Consider the following 21332-nt stretch of genomic DNA (forward strand, 5'->3'; position numbering starts at 1 on the left):
GCGGAGTTGCGGCTAACGGTACAATATATTCGCAAAATAATGAAGGCGTTGAAAGATAAGAATTACATAGAACGTGTAGGTGCAGATAAAAATGGTTATTGGAAAATAATAGAGAAGTCATGAAGATATTGATATTAAATACCTCTGAATTAACTGGTGGAGCGGCAGTCGCCGCGAACCGACTAGCGAAAGCATTGGGTAAATCTGGTGTAGAGGTTTCTATGTTAGTACGTGATCGGAAAACAGACCATGTAAAAGTTTTCTCTGTAAATAATTCATGGACTTCACATAGGCTTAATTCTTTTCGTTTCATTTGGGAACGACTGATAATCTTTATCTGTAACTTCTTTAGCAAGAAGAACCTCTTTCAAGTTTCCATAGCCAATACAGGCACGGACTTATCGAAGCACCCATTAGTGCAACAGGCGGATGTGATTCATCTGCATTGGGTTAATCAAGGATTTCTATCTCTTTCTGATATTAAGAAATTAGTAAATACCGGAAAACCCATTGTGTGGACTATGCATGATTTGTGGCCTGCTACGGCTATTTGTCATTATCCGGGAGAATGTGAGAAGTATATATCGAATTGTTATCAGTGCCCGATGCTGAAACGAAATCCGTTTTTTGATTTAGCGGCTTCTGTTTTTAAGGAGAAAGGGAAAATTGGGTTATCTAAGATTACGTTTGTCGGTTGTAGCCGATGGATAATGGAAGAGGCCAAAAAAGGCAATTGGTTGAGAACTGCCTGTTTTACCTCGATTCCTAACCCGATTGACGTGACAGCCTTTAAGCGTATGGAAAAGCAGGTGGCCCGTAAACGATTCGGCCTGCCGGAAGATAAGTTCCTTCTTCTTTTTGCCGCCGCTAAGCTTTCAGATACTCGGAAAGGAGCGATTTTTTTGATCGAGGCTTGCGAAAAACTAAAAGAGAAATACCAAGATCGCATAGAAATCGTGTTGATGGGAAATAGCTCGGAAGAATTGATTAGCCAGTTTCCTTTTAAGGTGAATACGCTGGGATATATATCGGATCAAGACTCTATGATTTCCGTTTATGCCTGTGCCGATATGTTCGTTATTCCTTCGTTGGAGGATAACTTACCCAATACGATTATGGAGTCGATGGCATGCGGTACGCCTTGTGTGGGATTTGAGACAGGAGGGATTCCGGAGATGATAGATCATTTGAAGAATGGGTATGTAGCTAAATATAAGGATACTGAAGATCTAGCGGAGGGAATTAAGTGGATAATAGATAGTCGGGAATCTTTACAATTAAGTGAGGCTTGCATTCGAAAGGTCCATGATTGTTATCAAGAATCGGTTGTAGCGGGGAGGTATATTGATTTGTATCGGAGTTTAACTTCGCCTTAGAATGAATTCTTTGGATATTTCATCTATATCAAGAATATAGTTACTTTTGTGAAAAATGGAAGTTACTATATAGTATAGGAAGGAATGCTATGAGATGAAAGAGTATTTATCAAATGTTTTAGAGATATTGGAAGAAAAAGGCGTTTTGAACGAATCGTATGATCTGGAGTTCAAAAGTGCGAAGGGGGGGCTTCCTCGGTCTCTTTGGGAGTCTTATTCTGCGTTTGCTAATTCCGAGGGAGGTACAATTATTCTTGGCGTTTCCGAAAAAGATAATTATTGTTATTTGGATGGTTTAGAAGAGGATGTTGTGCGTAAGTGGCTTGATGATTTTTGGAATCAGATAAACAATAAAGAAAAAGTGAGCATTAACCTTTTGACGGCTAAGGATGTTCGTAATATGTATGGGGATGCTTTGGTTATATTGTCTACCGCTGAGATAGAAGGGGTTGTCTCAAATCTTCGATTACAGGGTTTACTTAATAAACATTCCTCGGAGATATCTATTATGTTAAAAGATTTATGTTCGCAAGGATATTTAAATCCAGAGAATAAGGGACGTTGGACTTCTTATCATTTGAATAAGGGAATAGGACTTAAACAAGGAAGTTTATTTGAGAACTTGGATGGACACCTTAATGAAAAGATGGACACCTCGGATAAGAAAGATGGACACCTTAATGAAAAGATGGACACCTCGGACAAGAAAGATGGACACCTTGGCAGAAATATGCAAGAAATTAAAAGCTCAGAATTAAAGTCTTATATTGTAGAAATTTGCTCAAGTAAGTATTTAACAATCGAGGAGATCGCGGTAAAAACCCGACGTACTTCAAAATATCTGAAGAATAAGATAGTATCTCAATTATTGAAAGATGGGCTTTTAGAACGTTTATATCCTACTACTCCAAATCATCCTAATCAAGCATATAAAAAGAAACAACAATGAATCAGCAACCTACATTTTCGATCATAACGATCACCTATAATGCGGAGCGATGGTTGGAGCGTACGATATTGAGCGTACTTAGCCAGTCGTATCCGAATATCGAGTATATATTGATTGACGGAGCGTCGAAGGATAAGACCGTAGAGATCATCAAGCAATATGAGTCCGGTATCGCTTCTTGGATAAGCGAGCCTGATAAAGGCTTGTATGATGCTATGAATAAGGGATTGAAGCGGGCTACGGGGGATTATGTGTGGTTCCTGAATGCGGGGGATACACTTTATACCGCAGATACCGTGCAAAGAATTGTGGCGTCTTTGAAAAAGAAAGTATCTTTGCCAGACGTGATTTACGGAGAGACCCGGATCGTTGACGCGGAGGGTAGATCATTAGGGATGCGCAGATTGAAAGCACCGGAGAAACTGACTTGGAAAAGCTTCCGGATGGGAATGTTGGTTTGTCACCAGTCGTTTATATCAAAACGGGAGATCGCTCCGTTATATAATACGGAATACCGTTTGACGGCGGATTATGATTGGTGTATCCAATGTCTGAGACGATTGAAAAGAATACATAATACACGTTTGATCCTGTCTAATTTTTTGGAGGAAGGGTTAAGTAGTGTGAACCGGAAAGCTTCCTTAAAGGAGCGATATGAGGTCATGTGTAAGTATTATGGCAAGGTGTCGACGATTCTGTTGCATGGTTGGTTCGCCGTGAGATTCTATTTTGCCAAATGGTTTAAAGGTAGAGTATAAACAATAAATTATAGATAAGTTTTATGCGGAGTATAATGAGTAAATGGGGAAAACATATCGCAGCGATAGCCGTATTCTTGGTATTGACGGTGATTTATTTTTCTCTGGCCGTATTTGAGGGTAAGGTAGTCCGGCAAGGGGATACGGAAAAGGCTATCGGTATGGGGAATAGCCAGATGGATGAATATGAGAAGACGGCCCAACCGGGAGAATTCAGCGCATGGTCTGATGCTATGTTTGGCGGAATGCCTTATGTGTCGGGATATGGAAATCCGGCTCCACGATTTCCCGGATATCTTTTAGTGGAGAAGCCTTTAAAAGCGCTGGGGTATATGGATGCGGGGATGGTGTTTACCGGATTCGTTTGTTTCTATATCTTGATGTGTGTCATGGGCGTAAATTGGTGGTTGGCGATCGCTGGTGCTATCGCTTTCGCTTTAGCATCTTATAATCTGATCATTATAGAGGCCGGCCATGTCACGAAAGCGTATGTAATCGCTTATATGCCATTAACGTTGGCGGGTATGGCCCTGTTGTTCAAGCGTAAGTATTTATGGGGGGCGGTCGTGTTCTTGTTGGGTGTCGCATTCTCTATTGCGAATACGCACCTGCAAATCACTTATTATTTATTATTACTTTGCTTCTTCGTTTATTTGGGATATTTGTTCAATAAACTGAAGGAAAAAGCTTATAAAGAACTGGGTACGGTAACCGCTATTATGGCTGGATGCGTGATATTGGCGGTGTTGCCGAATGCCCAGAATATGTATGCTCAATGGGATTTGGGACAGAACTCTATCCGTGGGGCTACGGAATTAACGACAACGACCCCTTCGGGCGAGAAGATTTCTTCCGGCTTAGACAAGGATTATGCGTTCGCTTGGAGCTATGGAAAAGGGGAGTTGTTGACCTTGTTGGTCCCGAATGCCTATGGTGGAAGTTCAGGTGGAATGCTAGGCCCGGATTCTGAGCTATATAAGGAATTAAGGGCGAAAGGCGCTCAAGTCGGAAAAGAGGTACAGGCTCCTACCTATTGGGGAGAGAAGACATTTACTTCCGGGCCGGTTTATTTCGGGGCATTGGTCTGCTTCTTGTTTGTTCTGGGAATGTTCGTGATCCGTAATCCGATGAAATGGTGGTTGTTCGGAGGTTCTGTCTTTTTGATATTGCTGGCATTGGGACGTAATTTTGATAGCTTCAATGACTTTATGTTCCATTACTTGCCGATGTATAATAAGTTCCGTACCGTAGAGATGGCATTGGTTATTCCGGGTATGGTATTTCCTATTATCGCTATATGGGGATTGAAAGAGGTGTTATCGGAGACCGTGAGCGATGCCTTGTTGAAGAAAGGATTGATCGCTGCTTTGGCTATCACGGGGGGGCTTTCTTTAATCCTTTGGTTGATGCCGAGTATGCTGTTGGATTTCCGTTCTTCTTTCGACGCTCAATATCAGTTGCCGGATTGGTATTACAACGCCTTGTTAATGGATCGTGCTTCCTTGGCTTCGGCGGATGCGTTGCGCTCTTTGGTCTTTATCTTATTAGGGGCGGCTTTGTTGTTCTGGTTCTATACCTCGAAAGATCGGAAAAAGGTGGCGACATTCGTAGGGATCGGTGTTGCGGTCTTGATGTTGGTTGACTTATGGACGGTGGATAAACGGTATTTGAACGATAGTAACTTTATCCGCCAGAAACCTACAGAGGTATATAAAGAGACGGTAGCCGATCAAGAAATCATGAAGGATAAGGACCTTTCTTATCGTGTCTTGAATTTGAATAATCCTTTCTTGGAGACAACGACCTCGTACTATCACCATTCCGTCGGTGGTTATTACGCTGCGAAGCTGAGACGGTACCAAGAACTGATCGACCACCGTCTGCAAGGAGAGCTTAACTCGGTTATCGGGGCTTTCCAGAAAGCGCAGACCGCGGAGGATTTGATGGGGGCGTTCGCTGCTTGCCCGTCCTTGAATATGCTCAATACACGTTATATTATCTATAATCCGGAGCAACCGCCTTTGAGAAATCCGTTCGCTTTCGGCAACGCTTGGTTTGTGGATAAAGTGGAGGTCGTGGAGAATGCGGATGCGGAAATAGCGGCGTTGAATACGATCAATCCGTTAACGACGGCGGTTGTCGATAAACGTTTCGCTGATGAGGTGAAAGGTTTCACGCCTCAATTGGACTCTACCGCTACGATAACATTGGATAGTTATCGCCCTAATAAGTTAGTTTATACGACGAAGACTAATTCTGAGCAATTAGCAGTATTCTCTGAGATCTATTATCAACCGGGATGGGAGGCTATGATTGATGGGAAGCCCGCTCCGCATTTCCGGGCGGATTGGATATTAAGGGCTATGTTAGTTCCTGCAGGAGAGCATCAGATCGTATTTGAGTTTAGACCGCAAGGTTATATTACGGCGGCTTATGTTACTTCTTTCAGTTCGTTGATTATCTTGTTGTTATTGATTGGTGCGGTAGGATATTCGGTTTGGAAAGCTAGAAAGCAAAAAGAGATATAAATTCCGGTTGGTTGTAGAGACGGGGCACGCCCCGTCTCTACAACTAGATGAAACCGCTATTGATAAAATCGAGCAGTTTTCTCGTTAGGGTTTCCCACGAGAGGGCTGCTTTTTCTTTGGATATGTTCGCAGGGATGGTGGCTTGCTGTGAGGGGGTGAAAAGTTCCTCGATACCTTGGGCGAGGGCCGTCGTAGATATCTCAGGCACTACGATGCCTGTACCCGGCTTTTCGATGCTGTTCTTGAAATCGCCTACGGGAGTACTTAACATAGGTAAATCGTAATTGTAGGCTACGGATACGACACCGCTTTGAGTGGCGGAGCGATAGGGGAGTACCAAGGCATCCGCCGCTGAGAAATAAATGGGGATTTCCTCGTCGCTGATATATTCACAGTGGACGAATATACGTTCTTTTGCCGGAGATGCATCGATCAGAGCCTGATACTTCTCGAAACTACCGTAACATTCGCCGGCTATAATGAGATGGTAATCCTCGTTAAGCTGTCCCATCGCTTCTATCAGCAGATCTAATCCTTTATAATCCCGTATCAGTCCAAAGAATAGAAGATTCTTTTTGGACGGATGGATTCCTAATTTCCGGCACGCCTCGTTCTTGTTGATCTTACTCCCGAAATGATTGTAAAGCGGGTGTGGGTTCTGGATATATTTAGCGCCCGGGTAAAGTTTCCGCAAATCATACCGCACGTTATCGCTCATCACGATAAAGCCATGGCATTGCTTGAAAAGTAACGAAGCTAAAGGCTTGTCGAAGAAACGCGGCTCATGGGGAATCGCATTGTGGATAAGGGTGATTACCTTGCAATGCTTCTTCATCCGGTTCGCTACGTGGGCGTATCCGGGAACGAAAAAGGACATCCAGTAAGAGATAATCAGTACGTCCGGCGCATAGGAACGAATGGCGTTTACGGTACTGAAATAACTAACCGGGTTGACGCTATCTAATACTCGCACGCTCTCGATTTCGATCGCACGGTCTCCCGCTTCTACGTATTGAGTCTTGCCGGGAAATAAGATATCCGGATAAAGGCGTTTGAAGTTGAAAGCCTTTACTTCATGACCTTCTTTTACTAATTCCGTATAGAGCATCCCGCTGAATTGGGCGATACCGCCACGATAGGGATAAATGGGGGAGAGAATAGCGAAACGCATGGTAATTGAAAATTAAGAATTGAAAATTGAAAATTAAGAATTGAAAATTGAAAATTAAGAATCGAGAACTACAGGAGCTGCCCTCCCTTCATTATCAATTCTCAACTTTCAATCTTCAATTAATTAGTATCTGTAATGATCGGCCTTGTACGGTCCTTCTACCGGTACGCCGATATAATCAGCTTGCTTTTGTGATAATGTAGATAATTTCACGCCGATACGTTCCAAGTGTAGGCGGGCAACTTCCTCATCCAAGCGTTTCGGTAAGCGGTATACACCTACCTCATAAGCCATTTGCCATAAGTCCATCTGGGCAAGCACTTGGTTCGTGAACGAGTTACTCATTACGAATGACGGGTGTCCCGTAGCGCAACCTAAGTTTACCAAGCGTCCCTCTGCCAATAAGAAGATGGAATTTCCGTTCGGGAACGTATATTTGTCCACTTGAGGTTTGATATTCGTGTGCTTGATATTCGGATAGTTGACAAGCTTATCCACCTGTATCTCGTTGTCGAAGTGACCGATGTTACATACGATCGCTTGATCTTTCATCTGTGTCATATGCTCGATCGTGATGATATCGCAGTTTCCGGTGGTTGTAACGAAGATGTTACCCTCTTTCACGGCCTCTTCCATGGTCGTAACCTCGAAACCTTCCATAGCGGCTTGCAGGGCGCAGATCGGGTCGATCTCCGTCACCAATACACGGGCTCCGTAAGTGCGCATGGAGTGAGAGCAGCCTTTACCTACGTCACCGTATCCGGCCACGACTACCACCTTGCCGGCGATCATCACGTCCGTAGCGCGCTTGATGCCGTCCGCCAAAGACTCACGGCAACCATATAAGTTATCGAACTTGGATTTCGTCACGGAGTCATTAACATTGATAGCCGGAACCAGCAACTCACCTTTCTCCATCATCTGATACAGACGGTGAACGCCGGTGGTCGTCTCTTCCGACACACCTTTCATCTCGGCTACCGTACGGTGCCAACGGCTGTTATCTTCTTGAAGGATACGATTTAATGTATCTAGAATTACCTGTTCCTCATGATTCCCGCCTTTGCGGTTGATGGTCTCCGCATCGTTCTCCGCACGATAGCCCATGTGAATCAATAAGGAAGCGTCACCGCCATCGTCAACAATCATGTGAGGACCTTTGCCTTCCGGGAAACGAAGCGCCATGTCCGTACACCACCAATATTCTTCCAGCGTCTCGCCTTTCCAAGCGAATACCGGTACGCCATCAGCTGCGATAGCCGCCGCCGCATGGTCCTGTGTGGAGAAGATGTTACAGCTAGCCCAGCGAACGTCCGCTCCCAACGCAACTAATGTTTCGATTAACACTGCCGTCTGAATAGTCATATGCAGTGAGCCGGTGATACGTGCGCCTTTCAAGGGTTTCTGATCGGCGTATTTCTGGCGTAGCGCCATTAATCCCGGCATTTCGTGTTCGGCGATCTCGATCTCTTTGCGACCGAATTCAGCCAAACTCATATCTGCCACTTTATAAGGCAGATTAGTTGGAAATAATTGTGACATAAATTAATACTATAAATGGTTGAGACGCGAAGGTACGAAAAAGCGTTGATAGTAGGTGTTCTTTATCTATGAATTTCCATCTAGGGCAGAGGCTTGCTGAGGGGTACGGTGGGTTCGTTACTGCAACCCGCATTGTAGTAACACTGCAATGCTGTTGCAGTATTGGACTCTCTGTAGTTTTGCGATTTAATGAATACTGAAGGCTCCATCTACCAATAACGCATGTCCATCTACGAAGCTCGCTTGCGGGCTGCATAGCCAAAGTACGGCGTTGGCGATCTCTTCCGGTTTACCGAGCCGCCCTGCGGGAATGTCGCGCACCAGCTCCTTCTCCAAGGAAGGGTCACGCCGCATTAAGTCTTCCGCCATCGGCGTACGGATAACGCCCGGACATACGGCATTGATGCGGATGTTCTTTGCCGCATAGTCGATAGCGGCGGTACGTGTCAGTCCGATAACGGCATGCTTACAGGCTATGTAGGCCGCTTGCCCCGGAAATCCCGTGACTCCGCCTTGCGATGAGGTGTTGACGATGGCGCCGCCGCCTTGTTTCAGCATTTGCAGGATCTCATAACGCATGCAGTTCCAGACACCTTTCAAATCCACAGCCACGGTACGGTCGAATTCATCGTCGGTGATTTCCGCCATTGGGCGTTGCGGTGTTTGTATGCCTGCGTTGTTAAGAGCCGCGTCCAGTCTTCCGTAGGTAGCTACGATCCAGTCGATCATCTCTTTTACGGCTTGCGTGTTTGATACGTCGCACCGATACGCTACGGCCTTATGTCCCTCGGCTACTAATTTCTCTACCTGTTCTCTCGGCTCACGGATGTCTGCCAATACGGTTATGTATCCAGCCTTGGCGAAGGCTTCAGCGCAAGCGAGTCCGATACCCATCGCTGAACCGGTTACTAAAGCTACTTTCTCTTCCATTGTCTTTGTCATGATCATTTGATTTACATTTTGTTATTATTTATGTCGCGAAGATAAGGAGGGAGTGGTATGGAGGCTTTGTTATGTGGTTCAAATAGCTTTGTTGTGTGGCCCATTATAAATATTATATATCCTCGGTTGGCGGTACGCCATACGCTATCTTATAGATTTTCGAGAAATGGGAAAGGTTCTTGAAGCCTACCTCGAAACAAATCTCCGAGACCTTACGCCCCCCTTTACGTATCAGCCCATGTGCGGCTTCAAGGCGGCGTTGGATGAGCCATTCCCGGGGCGAGAGAGCGCTACATTTCTTGAAATCACGTTTAAATGTGGAGAGACTGCGTCCCGTATAGTTGGCGATTTCTTCCATGGAAATATCGTTCATATAATTCCGCTCCATGAATTCCAGTATGTCTATCTTCCATGGATCGGTAAAATCGAAGATAGAGGCATATAGATTCTTGTCGGTATTGAGCAACACATAAACGCCCTCGACCATTTTTAGTTGCAGCAATTCGTCTGTCGGTTGGATCTTGGAATTGAAATAAGGGGTCATCGACTCAAACAAGCTTACGATATCGGGACGGTTGGACGGTAGCTTGTAAAGGCTTACCTGATCTCGCTTGGCATCTTTAGGGAGAGTATTTCGATCTAATTTGCTGTAAAAGTCGCGTAGGAACTTCATGGTGAACATCAAGAAGATCGCCTTGAACTGCTCGCCATTCCATGCTTGTTTCGTCATCTGCACGCTGAAGTCCTTGCGGATGAAAGCGCATTCTCCTTTATGTAACCGGGTGATTTGGCCTTTCTCGTCGATTACCATCTCTCCGGAATATACATACACCAACACATGCGAATGATTCCGGTGCAGGCAGCTCTTTCCGCCATCGAAATACATCGCTAAAAATAAATCCGAGTAACGCAGTGTGTTGATTCCGTCCATCGTTCTTTAGGAAAATGGGCGACACGGGAAGATCGTGCCGCCCATTATGAAGATTTTAAAGTAACTGTCAACTGTTAGCTGTCCACTAAATCGTCAGGCCGGCGTGATACCTTGCTCTTGCAATAGTTTCAGCCCGAGGTCTTTCAACTTGAACTTCTGTATCTTTCCGCTTCCGGTCATCGGGAAGGTATCGACGAAGAAGATGTATTTCGGGATCTTATGCCGGGCGATCTTTCCGCGGCAGAAGTCTTTCACCTCTTCCTCCGTAGCCGTCACACCATCGTGAAGGATGATAAAGGCACCCACTTCCTCTCCGTATTTCTTGGAAGGGACAGCGGCTACTTGCACGTCTTTCACGCCGGGGAAATGATAAAGGAACTCCTCCAGCTCACGTGGATAGATATTCTCGCCTCCACGGATAATCATATCCTTGATACGGCCGGTGATACGGAAGTTTCCATTCTCATCACGAACGCCCAAGTCGCCGGAATGCAGGAAGCCATCCTTGTCGATCGCTTCATTGGTAGCGGCTTCGTTTTTATAGTAACCTTTCATGTTATTATAACCGCGGTTACACATCTCGCCTTGTACGCCAACAGGACATTCCTCGCCGGTCTCCGGATCGATAACCCGTACCTCGGTAAATTCGAACTCATGGCCTACGGTATTATAACGCACCTCGGCCGGATCTTCGATACGGGAGTGGGTCATACCCGGTGAGGTCTCTGTCAATCCATACACGCTGGTTACACGCATATGCATCTTCTCGTCCACGGTTTTCATGAGTTCAACCGGGCAAAGAGAACCTGCCATAATACCGGTACGTAACGACGTGAGGTCGAACATCTCGAACATCGGGTGGTTCAGCTCGGCAATGAACATGGTAGGCACGCCGTACACGGCCGTGCAACGCTCTTTATGTATAGAAGCTAATACCAATAGCGGATCGAATTTCTCGACCATCACTTGCGTACATCCATGCGTCAATACGTTCATGGAAGCTAATACCACGCCAAAGCAATGAAAGAGAGGTACACAGCAACAAAGCTTATCGTCGGCGGTGAATTTCATATGCTCACCCGTCAAGAAACCGTTGTTGGCGATGTTGTAGTGAGTCAACATGACCCCTTTCGGGAAGCCGGTCGTACCGGAAGTATATTGCATATTGACAACGTCGTGGCAATTTACTCTCGCTTTGGCAGCCTCTAAGGTCTCATCCTTTATATTTTGTCCGAGGAGCAACATCTCGGGCGTATTGTACATACCCCTGTATTTCTCCTGTCCGATATAGACTACATTTCTCAAGCGTGGGAAACGCTCGCTTTTCAAATATCCCCGTTGGGAGGTCTTCAATTCCGGCAACATGGTATAGACCATGTCCACGTAACTTCCGTCGAACACGCCGTCCGTGATACACATCGTATGGATATCGGCGTTCTCTACTAGGTATTCCAGCTCGCTTTGTTTATAGTTCGTATTGATCGTGACCAATACGGCACCGATCTTCGCGCCTGCATATAGGAATGTCAACCAATCCGGTACGTTCGTCGCCCATACGCCGACATGTGTGCCATGGGTGATACCGATCGCCAGCATGCCTTTCGCCATGTCGTCCACACGCTTGTTGAATTCGCTCCAAGTGAAACGTAAGTCACGGTCCGAATAAACGATATACTCCTTATCCGGTGTATTCTCGGCCCAATGTTCCAGCCATTGGCCAAGGGTTCTGTTATGTAATTCCATAAAACGCCGGATTTAATAAGGTGTATAGACAACTCCTAAGATTCGAGCCCTGTTGTCGGCTGCCGCATGTACATGATGCGCCACGATAGAATCATAATAGATGCTATCGCCTTCCTCTAGGATATAGGTGTTTTTTCCGTAATTAATCTCTACGACGCCACTCAATACGTAGATAAACTCTTCTCCCTCATGCGTGGACAGAATGAAATCCTCGCCTTCCTCGGAGGGAGCGATCTCGATCAAGAAGGGCTCCATATGGCGGCCGGACTTATCTTGCGAGAGCGAGTGGTAATCCATATGCTTGTGCCCTTGTGTCGCATTGTTCGTGAACCCGATACCATCGGCCTCGCTATCCTTTTTGCGGCATACGACCGGGCCTAGCTCCGCTTGGTCATCCAAGAATGTACCCAAACGTACCCCTAATACCCGTGCTATTTTGATAAGAGGGGCCAAAGATGGAAAATCCAAGTTACCCTCGATACGTTCTATCTGTTCGATACCTAACCCGGAGCGTTCGGCTACCTCCTCGATAGAGAGTTGTTTCGATTCCCGGATATTTTTAATTTTCGCGCCTATAATTTTGTTGTTTCCCATGTATATGATTTGTTATTTATAATCCTATAATGTTTGATAAATTGATACTAAACGGCGCAAATTTACATTAATATTTTATTATATCTAGGATTAAGGCAAATAAAAAGGGCAATTCCCGATTGGGATTGCCCTTTTTAATATTCTCGCATAAGCTTTTTCTTACTTTCTGATACCAAGTTCTTTGATGATAGCGCGGTATCTCTCGATGTCAGTCTTGATCAGATAGTCCAATAAACGACGACGTTTACCTACCAACATCTTCAATGATCTTTCCGTAGCGTAATCTTTGTGATTCACTTTCAAGTGCTCTGTCAAGTGAGAGATACGGAATGTGAACAATGCGATTTGGCTCTCAGCAGAACCTGTGTTAGTTGCTGATTTGCCATACTTTTCAAATAATTCTTTTTTCTTCGCTGAATCTAAATACATGATTCTTTTTACTTTAATAAATTAATACTATGTTATCTAAGCGGTCGCAAAGGTAGACATTCCTTTTTGATTTGCAATAGATTCTACTATCTTTTTTGTGTTTTGAAGCATGAATGTCATATATATATCGTAAAAATATCGTATTTTTGCAGCCAATAAATTAGTCTTCAATGCAAAAGATCAGAAACATTGCGATTATCGCGCACGTAGACCACGGCAAAACGACGCTCGTGGATAAGATGTTATTAGCCGGTAAGCTTTTCCGTGAAGGACAGGCAGAACCGGATCAGTTCATGGATAACAATGATCTGGAACGGGAACGAGGTATCACGATTCTTGCCAAGAACGTGTCTATCAATTATAAGGGATATAAGATCAATATTATTGACACTCCGGGCCACGCCGACTTTGGTGGCGAGGTGGAGCGTGTCTTGAATATGGCGGATGGTTGTTTGCTATTGGTAGACGCCTTTGAGGGGCCTATGCCGCAGACTCGTTTTGTTTTGCAAAAAGCGATTCAACTGGGTTTGAAGCCGATCGTGGTAATTAATAAGGTGGATAAGCCGAATTGCCGCCCGTCGGAAGTGCAGGAAATGGTATTCGACTTGATGTTTAGTCTGGATGCTACCGAGGAGCAGCTTGACTTCCCTACTATTTATGGTTCCGCCAAGCAGGGCTGGATGTCCGAGGATTGGAAGGAGCCGAAAGAGGATATCACGGCTGTGCTTGATGCGATCATCAAGTATATCCCCGAACCAAAGATGTTGGAGGGTACTCCGCAGATGTTGATTACTTCTTTGGATTATTCTAAGTATGTAGGTCGTATCGCCGTAGGACGTGTACACCGTGGCGAGTTGAAAGAGGGCCAAGATGTCATGCTTTGTAAGCGTGATGGTAGTATGGTGAAATCGAGGATCAAGGAAGTGGATGTATTTGAGGGCTTGGGACGTACGAAAGTTGATTCCGTGCAGTCCGGGGATATTTGCGCTATTATCGGTATCGATGGTTTCGAGATCGGTGAGACAATCGCCGACGTGAACGAGCCGGAGCCATTGCCAACGATCGCTATCGACGAGCCTACGATGTCTATGCTTTTCACGATCAACAATTCTCCGTTCTTTGGTAAGGATGGTAAGTTTGTTACTTCCCGTCATATTTTTGACCGTTTGCAGAAAGAATTGGATAAGAACTTGGCTTTACGCGTAGTTCCTACTGATTCCGCTGATTCTTGGTTGGTATATGGCCGTGGTGTGCTTCACTTGTCCGTATTGATCGAGACGATGCGTCGTGAGGGATACGAGTTGCAGGTAGGTCAGCCGCAGGTTATCATCAAGGAGATCGATGGTGAGAAATGTGAGCCGGTAGAGCAATTGACGGTGAATCTTCCGGAGGAATGCTCTAGCCGTATTATCGATATGGTAACGAAACGTAAGGGCGAGATGACCATGATGGAAAGCAAGAATGGTCGTATGCACTTGGAGTTCACGATTCCTTCCCGTGGTATTATCGGTTTGAACAACGCCGTATTGACCGCCTCTGCCGGTGAGGCTATCATGGCACACCGTTTCTTGGAATATCAACCGTGGAAGGGTGATATCGAACGACGTATGAATGGTTCGATTATCGCTATGGAGACAGGTCAGGCTTTCGCTTATGCCCTGAATAACTTGCAATCCCGCGGACGTTTCTTCATCGCCCCGGGCGAGGAGGTTTACGCTGGACAGGTGGTCGGAGAGCATACCAAAGACAATGACTTGGTGGTAAATGTCACCAAATCCAAGAAGTTGACGAATATGCGTGCCTCTGGTTCGGACGACAAGGTTTCCTTGGCTCCTCCTATCGTATTCAGCCTAGAGGATGCGCTTGAGTACATCAAGGGCGATGAGTACGTAGAGATCACCCCGAATAATATGCGTATGCGTAAGATCATCTTGGATGAGACAGAGCGCAAGCGCCAAGGTAGATAAATTCTTCTATTGAATAAATATAAAAAACGGCGACCTTTTAAAAAGGCCGCCGTTTTTATGTGTTATAGGATTTTAGAGATCCTTCAATGGGTTCGCGTAACTTCATTCTTTATTTTCCGGATCTTTTTTCTCTTCATCCGAAGTCGTGAATTTTATTACAAGCGATTCATCTTTAGGAGTCTCATACCAATCTCCGTGCGCTTTGCGGTAATCCTGATCAAAATTATAGGCATTGTCAATACTCTTATTCTCTATACACCAATGGAAAGGTTTATTTTCCGAATAAGGGATATCCAACACATATGGGTATAGATCCGTATTCTTTACGTTTTTACTTACCGGTCCCTTCCCGTTATCAATGTAAGGCATGATCAGTTGAGTTGAGCTATATGTTAATGTCTTTGTAATCCCACTTTCCGGTTCCTTGTCGAATTTTCTCACATTGACATATCCATTGACATCGGAGAAAAAGGGAGTTAGTCCATTGGCGTCCTTAAATCCAAATTGGTTGTGGAATGTACAGCCTTTAGCCAGTAACTGAGCATAAACATCTGCGGTACTCTTATCGGTATATGCTGTGATGCTATAATATATGACAGCGTCATTGAAATCGAAATCGCCTTGGTTTGGATAATTATCTTCGAACAAGAGGAATCCTTTCTTGTTCGTTTGCGATTCTATGACGGGAGGGGTTACCGGCTCTGCCGGCTCGATGGCAACGGGATTACTTTCGATTAGACAAAGCATATCGTTGTAGTCTCCATCATAGGCCCTATAGTTTGGGCAGCGATTTTCCATTCCCAGTACATTTCCTTCAAAATCACCTTCTTGAATGTGGTGAATGAAGCCGTTTGCTACGTTTTTCTCTATTTTGAAAGAGGAATTACCATATTTTAAGGTATGGCCTACGTAATTATGGGAGAATGTCCCATTATCTGGTACTTTATTGTTATCCGGCCCATTTAATGCCGGAGTGGAGAACTGTGGACGGTCTGTGCCTCGATATACGAAACCGACGTTAAGCCCCTTGTCGAATCTTCCTAGGGGTATTCGGGTATATTCTCCTGTCTTAGCCTTTGGTTGTTCCTCTTTGGAGTAAAAGATATAATTCTCGCCTTGATTGATCTTGTTGAAGTCAATGGCTTGGATGGTGCCATTGGTCTTTCCATAGAAGGTGCAGTCATCTAAAGTAAGATTCTCCATCTTCTCGGAGGGATATGTATAGAACCAAATTTTACCATACATATTGTCTTTGGACATTCCTCCATCGCTTATATAGGTCAGCCAAATATCCGCTTTCTCAAAGCTATTGGTAAAAACGGTTTCCGTGATTTTTAGATCAGAGCATCTATATAAATCCTCGCTTTTTACATTGTATGCTTTTTCTGGAAAGTATTTGTTATTGATCAGATGAAGGACTTCATCACTGATCGCATTTGTAGCCCGTAAGCTACTTTTGGTATCGCTTCCGATCGTGATGTCCTTTACATCGCTCTCGATAAGTTCCCCATCCCCTCTTAGGATATAGAGTTTCTTTACGTGTGTAGGTACTTCCAGAGCCATATGGATCGGAGTTTTACCAATTAAATAAGGATCTTTGACTAAAGAGCCTTCCTCATAAGGATATTCATAATAAATAGAATATAGGGTCCCTTCATGCTGAGAAGATATGCTAACCTGTATGTTCTCGAAATTCTCGAACTGGGCTATGTAATCTTCTTCTTCTTTGGTAGGTTCTTTCGGATCTACCGTGGGGTCTTCTCCTTGAAAAATGTCATGTTTAACGCATGATCCCATTAGAAAGAGCAGACAAAATACCCACACCATTTGTTTCCAGATTTGTGATCTCATAATTTCTTTACCCTATTTGATTAATATTTACAACAACTTTATTAGATTTTGCAAATCTACGAATTTATTTCATGAAAAATCATTGATAATCAATATTTATTTCAAGCTGTTACGCTTTTATCAAATGTAGGATTGGATGGTGGGATATAAAAAAAGACCCCATCCAAAAGGATGAGGTCTTTTTCTTATTTAGAAAGAATATTTTCTAATTATTTTACTAAAGCTGCGAAGTCAGAGTTAGTTGCGTATTTAGCGAACTCTAAGTCGATAGCAGCTTCCTTAGCCATGTTCTTATCAGCGGCGATAGCAGCCTTCAAGTTGTTGATAACACCGTTAGCGTCGTTCGTACGAGCGGCAACAACAGCCTTCAAATAAGAAGTTACAGCGTCAGGATTAGCAACACCGTTCAAAGTCTGAGAAGCCTTGCTGTAATCCTTAACCAAGATCTGAGCCAAAGCGGCGTTGTTAGTCTTAACAGAACCGAAAGAGTTAACAGCCTTAGCATATTCGCCTTGCTCTAAGTAAAGAACGCCAAGAGCCTCGCTCAATTCGTTTACGCCGGCAGCGTTACCGAACAATTGTTGAGCCTTAGCTTGGTCACCCTTAGTTAACGCGATCAAACCTAAGTTCATGTTAGCGGAAGCGTTATTCTTAATAGAGTTAGACTTGTTGAACATTTGCTCAGCCTTAGCCAAATCACCAGCCTTGAATGCCATCATACCGATGTTGTTCCAAGTACGGTAGCAGTTAGGATACAATTCAGAAGCTTTTGTATAGATAGCCATCTTCTCACCGTCGTTGTTAGTCAATGTAGCGGCGTAAAGGATTTCCTCGATATTCAACTCAGAAGGATTGCTCTTCGCCAAAGCGCTGATCTCGTCGTCAGACTTACCGATGATCTCGATGTTAGCAGTCAAACGAGAACGACGTAATTGCGGAAGGATAGTCTCAGCCAAGTCAGAGTAAACAGCGGAGATATTCTTGATTTCTTTCTCTCTTGTCTCAGGATCTTGGTACATAGAGATCACACGCAATACTAAGTCTTTATCTTGCAAGTTAGAAGCAGAAACTAATTCCTTGAAGCCTTCCCAGTCTTGAGCTGTGTAACGAGCGTCAACCGGAGCGTCAACCTTCATCTTCTTCAATTCCTTGTTCAAATATTTCGTAGTGTTTCCTTCACGATTCTCAGCCAACGTGTTGTTCAATTTGAAACCACCATCAGGAGAAGCGTAAGCGCTGATCTCGATAGCTACATTCTGGTTCGGAGCCTCGTCAGCGTTTTTAACAAGATCTTTCCATTCTTTGATAGCGTCAGAATTCAATTCTTTAGCGCGAAGGTTAGCTTGTTGGATCAAGAACATGATGTTAGCGTCATGAGCCTCTTTGATAATACGTTGGAATTTATCAGCTGCGATAGCTGCTGTAGCGGTAGCTGCGTCTGCCAATTCGGAAGTAGCGATAACGCCTTCACCGATCTTTACGTCTGGCAATTTAACAGTCTTGTTTTTGATCTTCGCGTCGAAAGTCAAATACAATTCTGATTTTTTCATCTCGGGTTTGTAAGTGAAAGAAGACTTCATAGTTACGTTAGCGCCTTCTTTTTGAGGGATTACTTGGTTGTTACCTTTTACTTTCTCACCTTGGTAAGTGTAAGAAGTGCCCCAAGCTTCGCCACCCTGGTAACGCAATACCGGAGTTACAGTTACAACAGCTTTCTTGTTGAACCATTTAGCGGGGAAAGTCGCGTTGATCGTTACAGGAACTTTGCCTCCGATAGCCTCTAGCGGCTGCGGCTCTGCTTTAATGTACTGTTCTGCCAACGGTTTCAACTTGTTTGAACAAGAAGAAAGAGTTAAAATGGCTGCCAATACGAAGAATGGCAATAAAAACTTTTTGTTCATAATCTTGATGTAAGTTTAAAATGTTACTATGTTAATATATTCACTTCCAAATTATCCCTTAGCCATTATCGTGCAAAACTAAAGTATTTTTTTGTTATGGATAGCAAAGAAGCGATAAAATCTTTTTAATTAATACTTATTAATGAATCCTAGGCTTGTTTTATACATAAAATATGGGTAGAATTATTGAAAAAATATGGCTCTGTACCTCTTGCCATTCTTTTCAATGGATGGTTTCCCAGAAGTCTTATTGTATATTTTTTGATTAAAATATAATCTTTTGTGTATAATGCTTCTCGCCATAGTGCACGGTTAGAAAGTAGACTCCAGATGTTAATTTTAGGAAATGGAGTGTAGCTTGCCTGTCCGTGATCTCTCCGTTTTCCGACACTTTTCCTTGTGCCGAGTGCAATGTATAAGTCGCTTTCTCCATTCCATCCGGCAAAACAAGGTGTACCATGCCTTTCTCCGGACCGAGATGAATGAGTACCTGCTCGTTCGCCTCGAGCTTTTCGTTGCTGACGGGGTTACCGTATTGAATGACGGGATCGATAAACAAGGAGGTGCTAAAACCTGCTTGCGTATATTCGGTAGCTTGTCTCCAGCCGTTTTTATCATGAACCCAAGCCGTATTCCGGGTCGTTTTGCCTTTGGGCAAATTGTAAGCGGAGAAATATGTGTTCTCCGGGACGCTCTTGAGCTTATAGCCGATGTAGAACTTTCCGCTAACGTTCACGGGCTTGGAGAAATGGATATAACTTTCCTGTGACCGATTTAGGGATTTAGCGGTCTCAATAAACGTATCGTCCAATATCGATTTATTGCTGTAGGTGGGTTGGAATGTCTCCATATATAATAATGTAGAGGGCTTAGAGTCGCCGCTGTAAACGGTAACTTCCACTTCCATCTGTTTGTAATTCGCTCCGGCAGGCGGTGTTACGAAATAAGCTCCGTATAAGGTACCCGCTTCGGCTACTTGGTAAGCTTCCGCGTATTCAGTGATATTGGCGGGGTTGTTCCCGAATAAATACGCTTTTTCAGACCCGGGATAGAGCGTACATTCGGCGTTTTCTTGATTACCGGAGTCATAGATGTTGCTCAACCGGAAACAAGGGGCTGATTTATACGGATCAAGTCCCTCGCAAACTTTGGTCTCGTCATCGGACGGGTTCAGCCAATATTTGAGCTGTCTCTCGGGGGTATCGATCGCGTCCCAAGGTTTCTTCAAAGAGAAGAAGTAATCATTCTTCGGGCTATTCTCACTGGACTGCCCGCCGGATAACGCTCCGATAATCTCTCCGTCGGCATTGAATAAAGGAGATCCGGAGGAACCGCCGGCCGTATAACCTACTTCCCAAGTCTTGACATGCCAATGAGCGTCTTCGTAAAAAATCATGTTTGGGTCGGTCAAGGTAAAGGGAGCCAGATCCTCATCGGATATACTGATTCGCTTTACCGAGTATTGGGGATGTTGGATGCACGTATAGGGGGCAGGTCCTACCTCTTGTGCGTTCCAGCCTGCGTAATAAGGCCTGTAATAAACCGGAGGTGTGGCGGTAAGTTCCAACAAGGCCATGTCTGCCATTTCATTAACCGCCTTGAAGTAAGTGGATGCGGTAGACATCTCTTCTGTTCCCCTTAGGATCGGGTCGCAGAAAGGACTGTTGAAGTTGAAAAAGCAGACGATGCTTCCGGCTATTTTCTCATAATCGGGGTTTTTCATCGTGAATTGCTTGTTCAGGCAATGGGAGGCGGTGAGTAGATAAGGCTTTCCGTCATTGTCCGTATTATTTATTAGGGTGCCCGTGCACCCTACACTTCCGTCTATGATCAGGAGAACGACGCTTTGCCCCCATTGGGCGTAATCGTTTGTCCCATCTTGATAGCAAGCTAACGGTGGGATTTTACCGATCAGTGAGGTGTTGTCTCCCGGTTCTAACCCCCGCAAGCTCCGGTAGCCATGGTTGACTTCCCCGACGGTCAGTCTTCCTTGAAAAGAGGCGTTGGCCGGTTCTTGATATTCTATGATCAGGCGATCCCCTTGGATAGGAGAGACCGGTAATAGGTTTAACTCCGAGTTGTTTAGGTGATTGAACGAGCCTAATATCTGTGTCTGGTCCTCATTGTATAGGAAGAGCTGGGCGCCTTCGGGCAGTTCATATTCCGTGAAGAGCACGTTGATGGAAAGGGCCCCGGGCGAGTAGATCCCGAGTCTCCATACACGTGTCCCATCCGGCCCGGTGAAAGTTACGCCCGAGTTGTACCGATTGTAATCCGTTATGAATTTATAGGCAAAACGGAAACCGCTTCTTAGGTCGCTCTCATTCAGCGAGTCGATGCGTAACTCCTCTTGGACGTCGAACGGAGGCATTTCTTTAAACATCTGTCCGTTTGTACTTCGCATGAGCGATAGCGGAAGCGGGCGGCCTCCGTGGCTAACCTGCGCTTTCAGATTTCCTTGAAAACCGAGCATCGTTAGCAGGAATATAATGTATAAAGAGGTCAACTTTTTCATATCGGGCAAATATAACTATATTTCTTTACCCCATGATCTATATATCAAGTTTTTTCGCTAATTCTGGAAGACTTTTATAACCTCTTTATTTATAAGTGGTTTGAATGGAAGGATAAAATAGAGGTAACGAATTGG

The 21332-nt window shown here is 44.6% G+C and carries 15 protein-coding genes and 1 pseudogene; 6 read left to right on the forward strand and 10 right to left on the reverse strand.

Annotated elements, in window-relative coordinates; translation table 11 throughout:
- Nucleotides 1-3 precede the first annotated feature (3 nt).
- From D7V92_RS22470 to D7V92_RS13410, 5 genes and pseudogenes are all read left to right on the forward strand, one after another.
- Nucleotides 4-123 (forward strand): annotated as a pseudogene (locus D7V92_RS22470) (cell filamentation protein Fic); the annotation flags it as partial.
- Nucleotides 120-1376, forward strand: coding sequence for a glycosyltransferase family 4 protein (locus D7V92_RS13395; RefSeq protein WP_121773066.1), 1257 nt, complete (start codon nucleotides 120-122; stop codon nucleotides 1374-1376). The pseudogene D7V92_RS22470 and the gene D7V92_RS13395, both read left to right, overlap by 4 nt.
- 94 nt (nucleotides 1377-1470) lie before the next feature.
- The gene (locus D7V92_RS13400) at nucleotides 1471-2325 is read left to right on the forward strand and encodes a helix-turn-helix domain-containing protein (RefSeq protein WP_121773067.1); all 855 of its coding nucleotides are present in this window, start codon (nucleotides 1471-1473) and stop codon (nucleotides 2323-2325) included.
- Nucleotides 2322-3083 (forward strand): glycosyltransferase family 2 protein, encoded by a 762-nt coding sequence (locus D7V92_RS13405; RefSeq protein ID WP_121773068.1) that lies wholly within the window; start codon nucleotides 2322-2324, stop codon nucleotides 3081-3083. Before D7V92_RS13400 ends, D7V92_RS13405 begins: the two co-directional genes overlap by 4 nt.
- A gap of 23 nt (nucleotides 3084-3106) precedes the next feature.
- The gene (locus D7V92_RS13410) at nucleotides 3107-5611 is read left to right on the forward strand and encodes a YfhO family protein (RefSeq protein ID WP_121773069.1); all 2505 of its coding nucleotides are present in this window, start codon (nucleotides 3107-3109) and stop codon (nucleotides 5609-5611) included.
- 43 nt (nucleotides 5612-5654) lie between these two features.
- Here the strand turns inward: D7V92_RS13410 and D7V92_RS13415 are convergent, their stop codons facing one another.
- From D7V92_RS13415 to rpsO, 7 genes are all read right to left on the reverse strand, one after another.
- Nucleotides 5655-6782 carry a glycosyltransferase gene (locus D7V92_RS13415; protein ID WP_036613902.1) on the reverse strand — a complete coding sequence of 376 codons (1128 nt, stop codon included), beginning with the start codon at nucleotides 6780-6782 and terminating at the stop codon, nucleotides 5655-5657.
- 123 nt (nucleotides 6783-6905) lie between these two features.
- Complete coding sequence (gene ahcY, locus D7V92_RS13420) at nucleotides 6906-8324, reverse strand: adenosylhomocysteinase (RefSeq protein ID WP_009018691.1); 1419 nt, start codon at nucleotides 8322-8324, stop codon at nucleotides 6906-6908.
- A 186-nt stretch (nucleotides 8325-8510) separates the two neighbouring features.
- A complete protein-coding gene (locus D7V92_RS13425; protein WP_009018690.1) occupies nucleotides 8511-9266 on the reverse strand; it encodes a glucose 1-dehydrogenase in 756 nt (251 codons plus the stop codon).
- A 112-nt stretch (nucleotides 9267-9378) separates the two neighbouring features.
- On the reverse strand, nucleotides 9379-10197 hold the full coding sequence (locus D7V92_RS13430; RefSeq protein WP_009018689.1) for an AraC family transcriptional regulator: 819 nt from the start codon (nucleotides 10195-10197) through the stop codon (nucleotides 9379-9381).
- Between the two features lie 93 nt (nucleotides 10198-10290).
- Nucleotides 10291-11940 carry an AMP-binding protein gene (locus tag D7V92_RS13435; RefSeq protein WP_005864131.1) on the reverse strand — a complete coding sequence of 550 codons (1650 nt, stop codon included), beginning with the start codon at nucleotides 11938-11940 and terminating at the stop codon, nucleotides 10291-10293.
- 12 nt (nucleotides 11941-11952) lie between these two features.
- Entirely contained in the window at nucleotides 11953-12534 is a 582-nt protein-coding gene (locus D7V92_RS13440) for a helix-turn-helix domain-containing protein (RefSeq protein ID WP_036613898.1), read from the reverse strand.
- Between the two features lie 159 nt (nucleotides 12535-12693).
- Nucleotides 12694-12963 carry a 30S ribosomal protein S15 gene (gene rpsO, locus D7V92_RS13445; protein ID WP_005864132.1) on the reverse strand — a complete coding sequence of 90 codons (270 nt, stop codon included), beginning with the start codon at nucleotides 12961-12963 and terminating at the stop codon, nucleotides 12694-12696.
- A gap of 170 nt (nucleotides 12964-13133) precedes the next feature.
- Between rpsO and typA the strand changes: the two genes are divergently transcribed.
- Entirely contained in the window at nucleotides 13134-14930 is a 1797-nt protein-coding gene (typA, locus tag D7V92_RS13450; protein WP_005864133.1) for a translational GTPase TypA, read from the forward strand.
- 102 nt (nucleotides 14931-15032) lie between these two features.
- Here the strand turns inward: typA and D7V92_RS13455 are convergent, their stop codons facing one another.
- From D7V92_RS13455 to D7V92_RS13465, 3 genes are all read right to left on the reverse strand, one after another.
- A complete protein-coding gene (locus tag D7V92_RS13455) occupies nucleotides 15033-16781 on the reverse strand; it encodes an LruC domain-containing protein (protein ID WP_121773070.1) in 1749 nt (582 codons plus the stop codon).
- Between the two features lie 209 nt (nucleotides 16782-16990).
- Nucleotides 16991-18682, reverse strand: a complete 1692-nt coding sequence (locus tag D7V92_RS13460) for a hypothetical protein (protein WP_005864135.1) — start codon at nucleotides 18680-18682, stop codon at nucleotides 16991-16993.
- A gap of 265 nt (nucleotides 18683-18947) precedes the next feature.
- Nucleotides 18948-21197 carry a trypsin-like peptidase domain-containing protein gene (locus tag D7V92_RS13465; RefSeq protein ID WP_121773071.1) on the reverse strand — a complete coding sequence of 750 codons (2250 nt, stop codon included), beginning with the start codon at nucleotides 21195-21197 and terminating at the stop codon, nucleotides 18948-18950.
- Nucleotides 21198-21332 lie beyond the last annotated feature (135 nt).

This window comes from Parabacteroides sp. CH2-D42-20 (genome assembly GCF_003670185.1).
GTDB lineage: Bacteria > Bacteroidota > Bacteroidia > Bacteroidales > Tannerellaceae > Parabacteroides > Parabacteroides distasonis.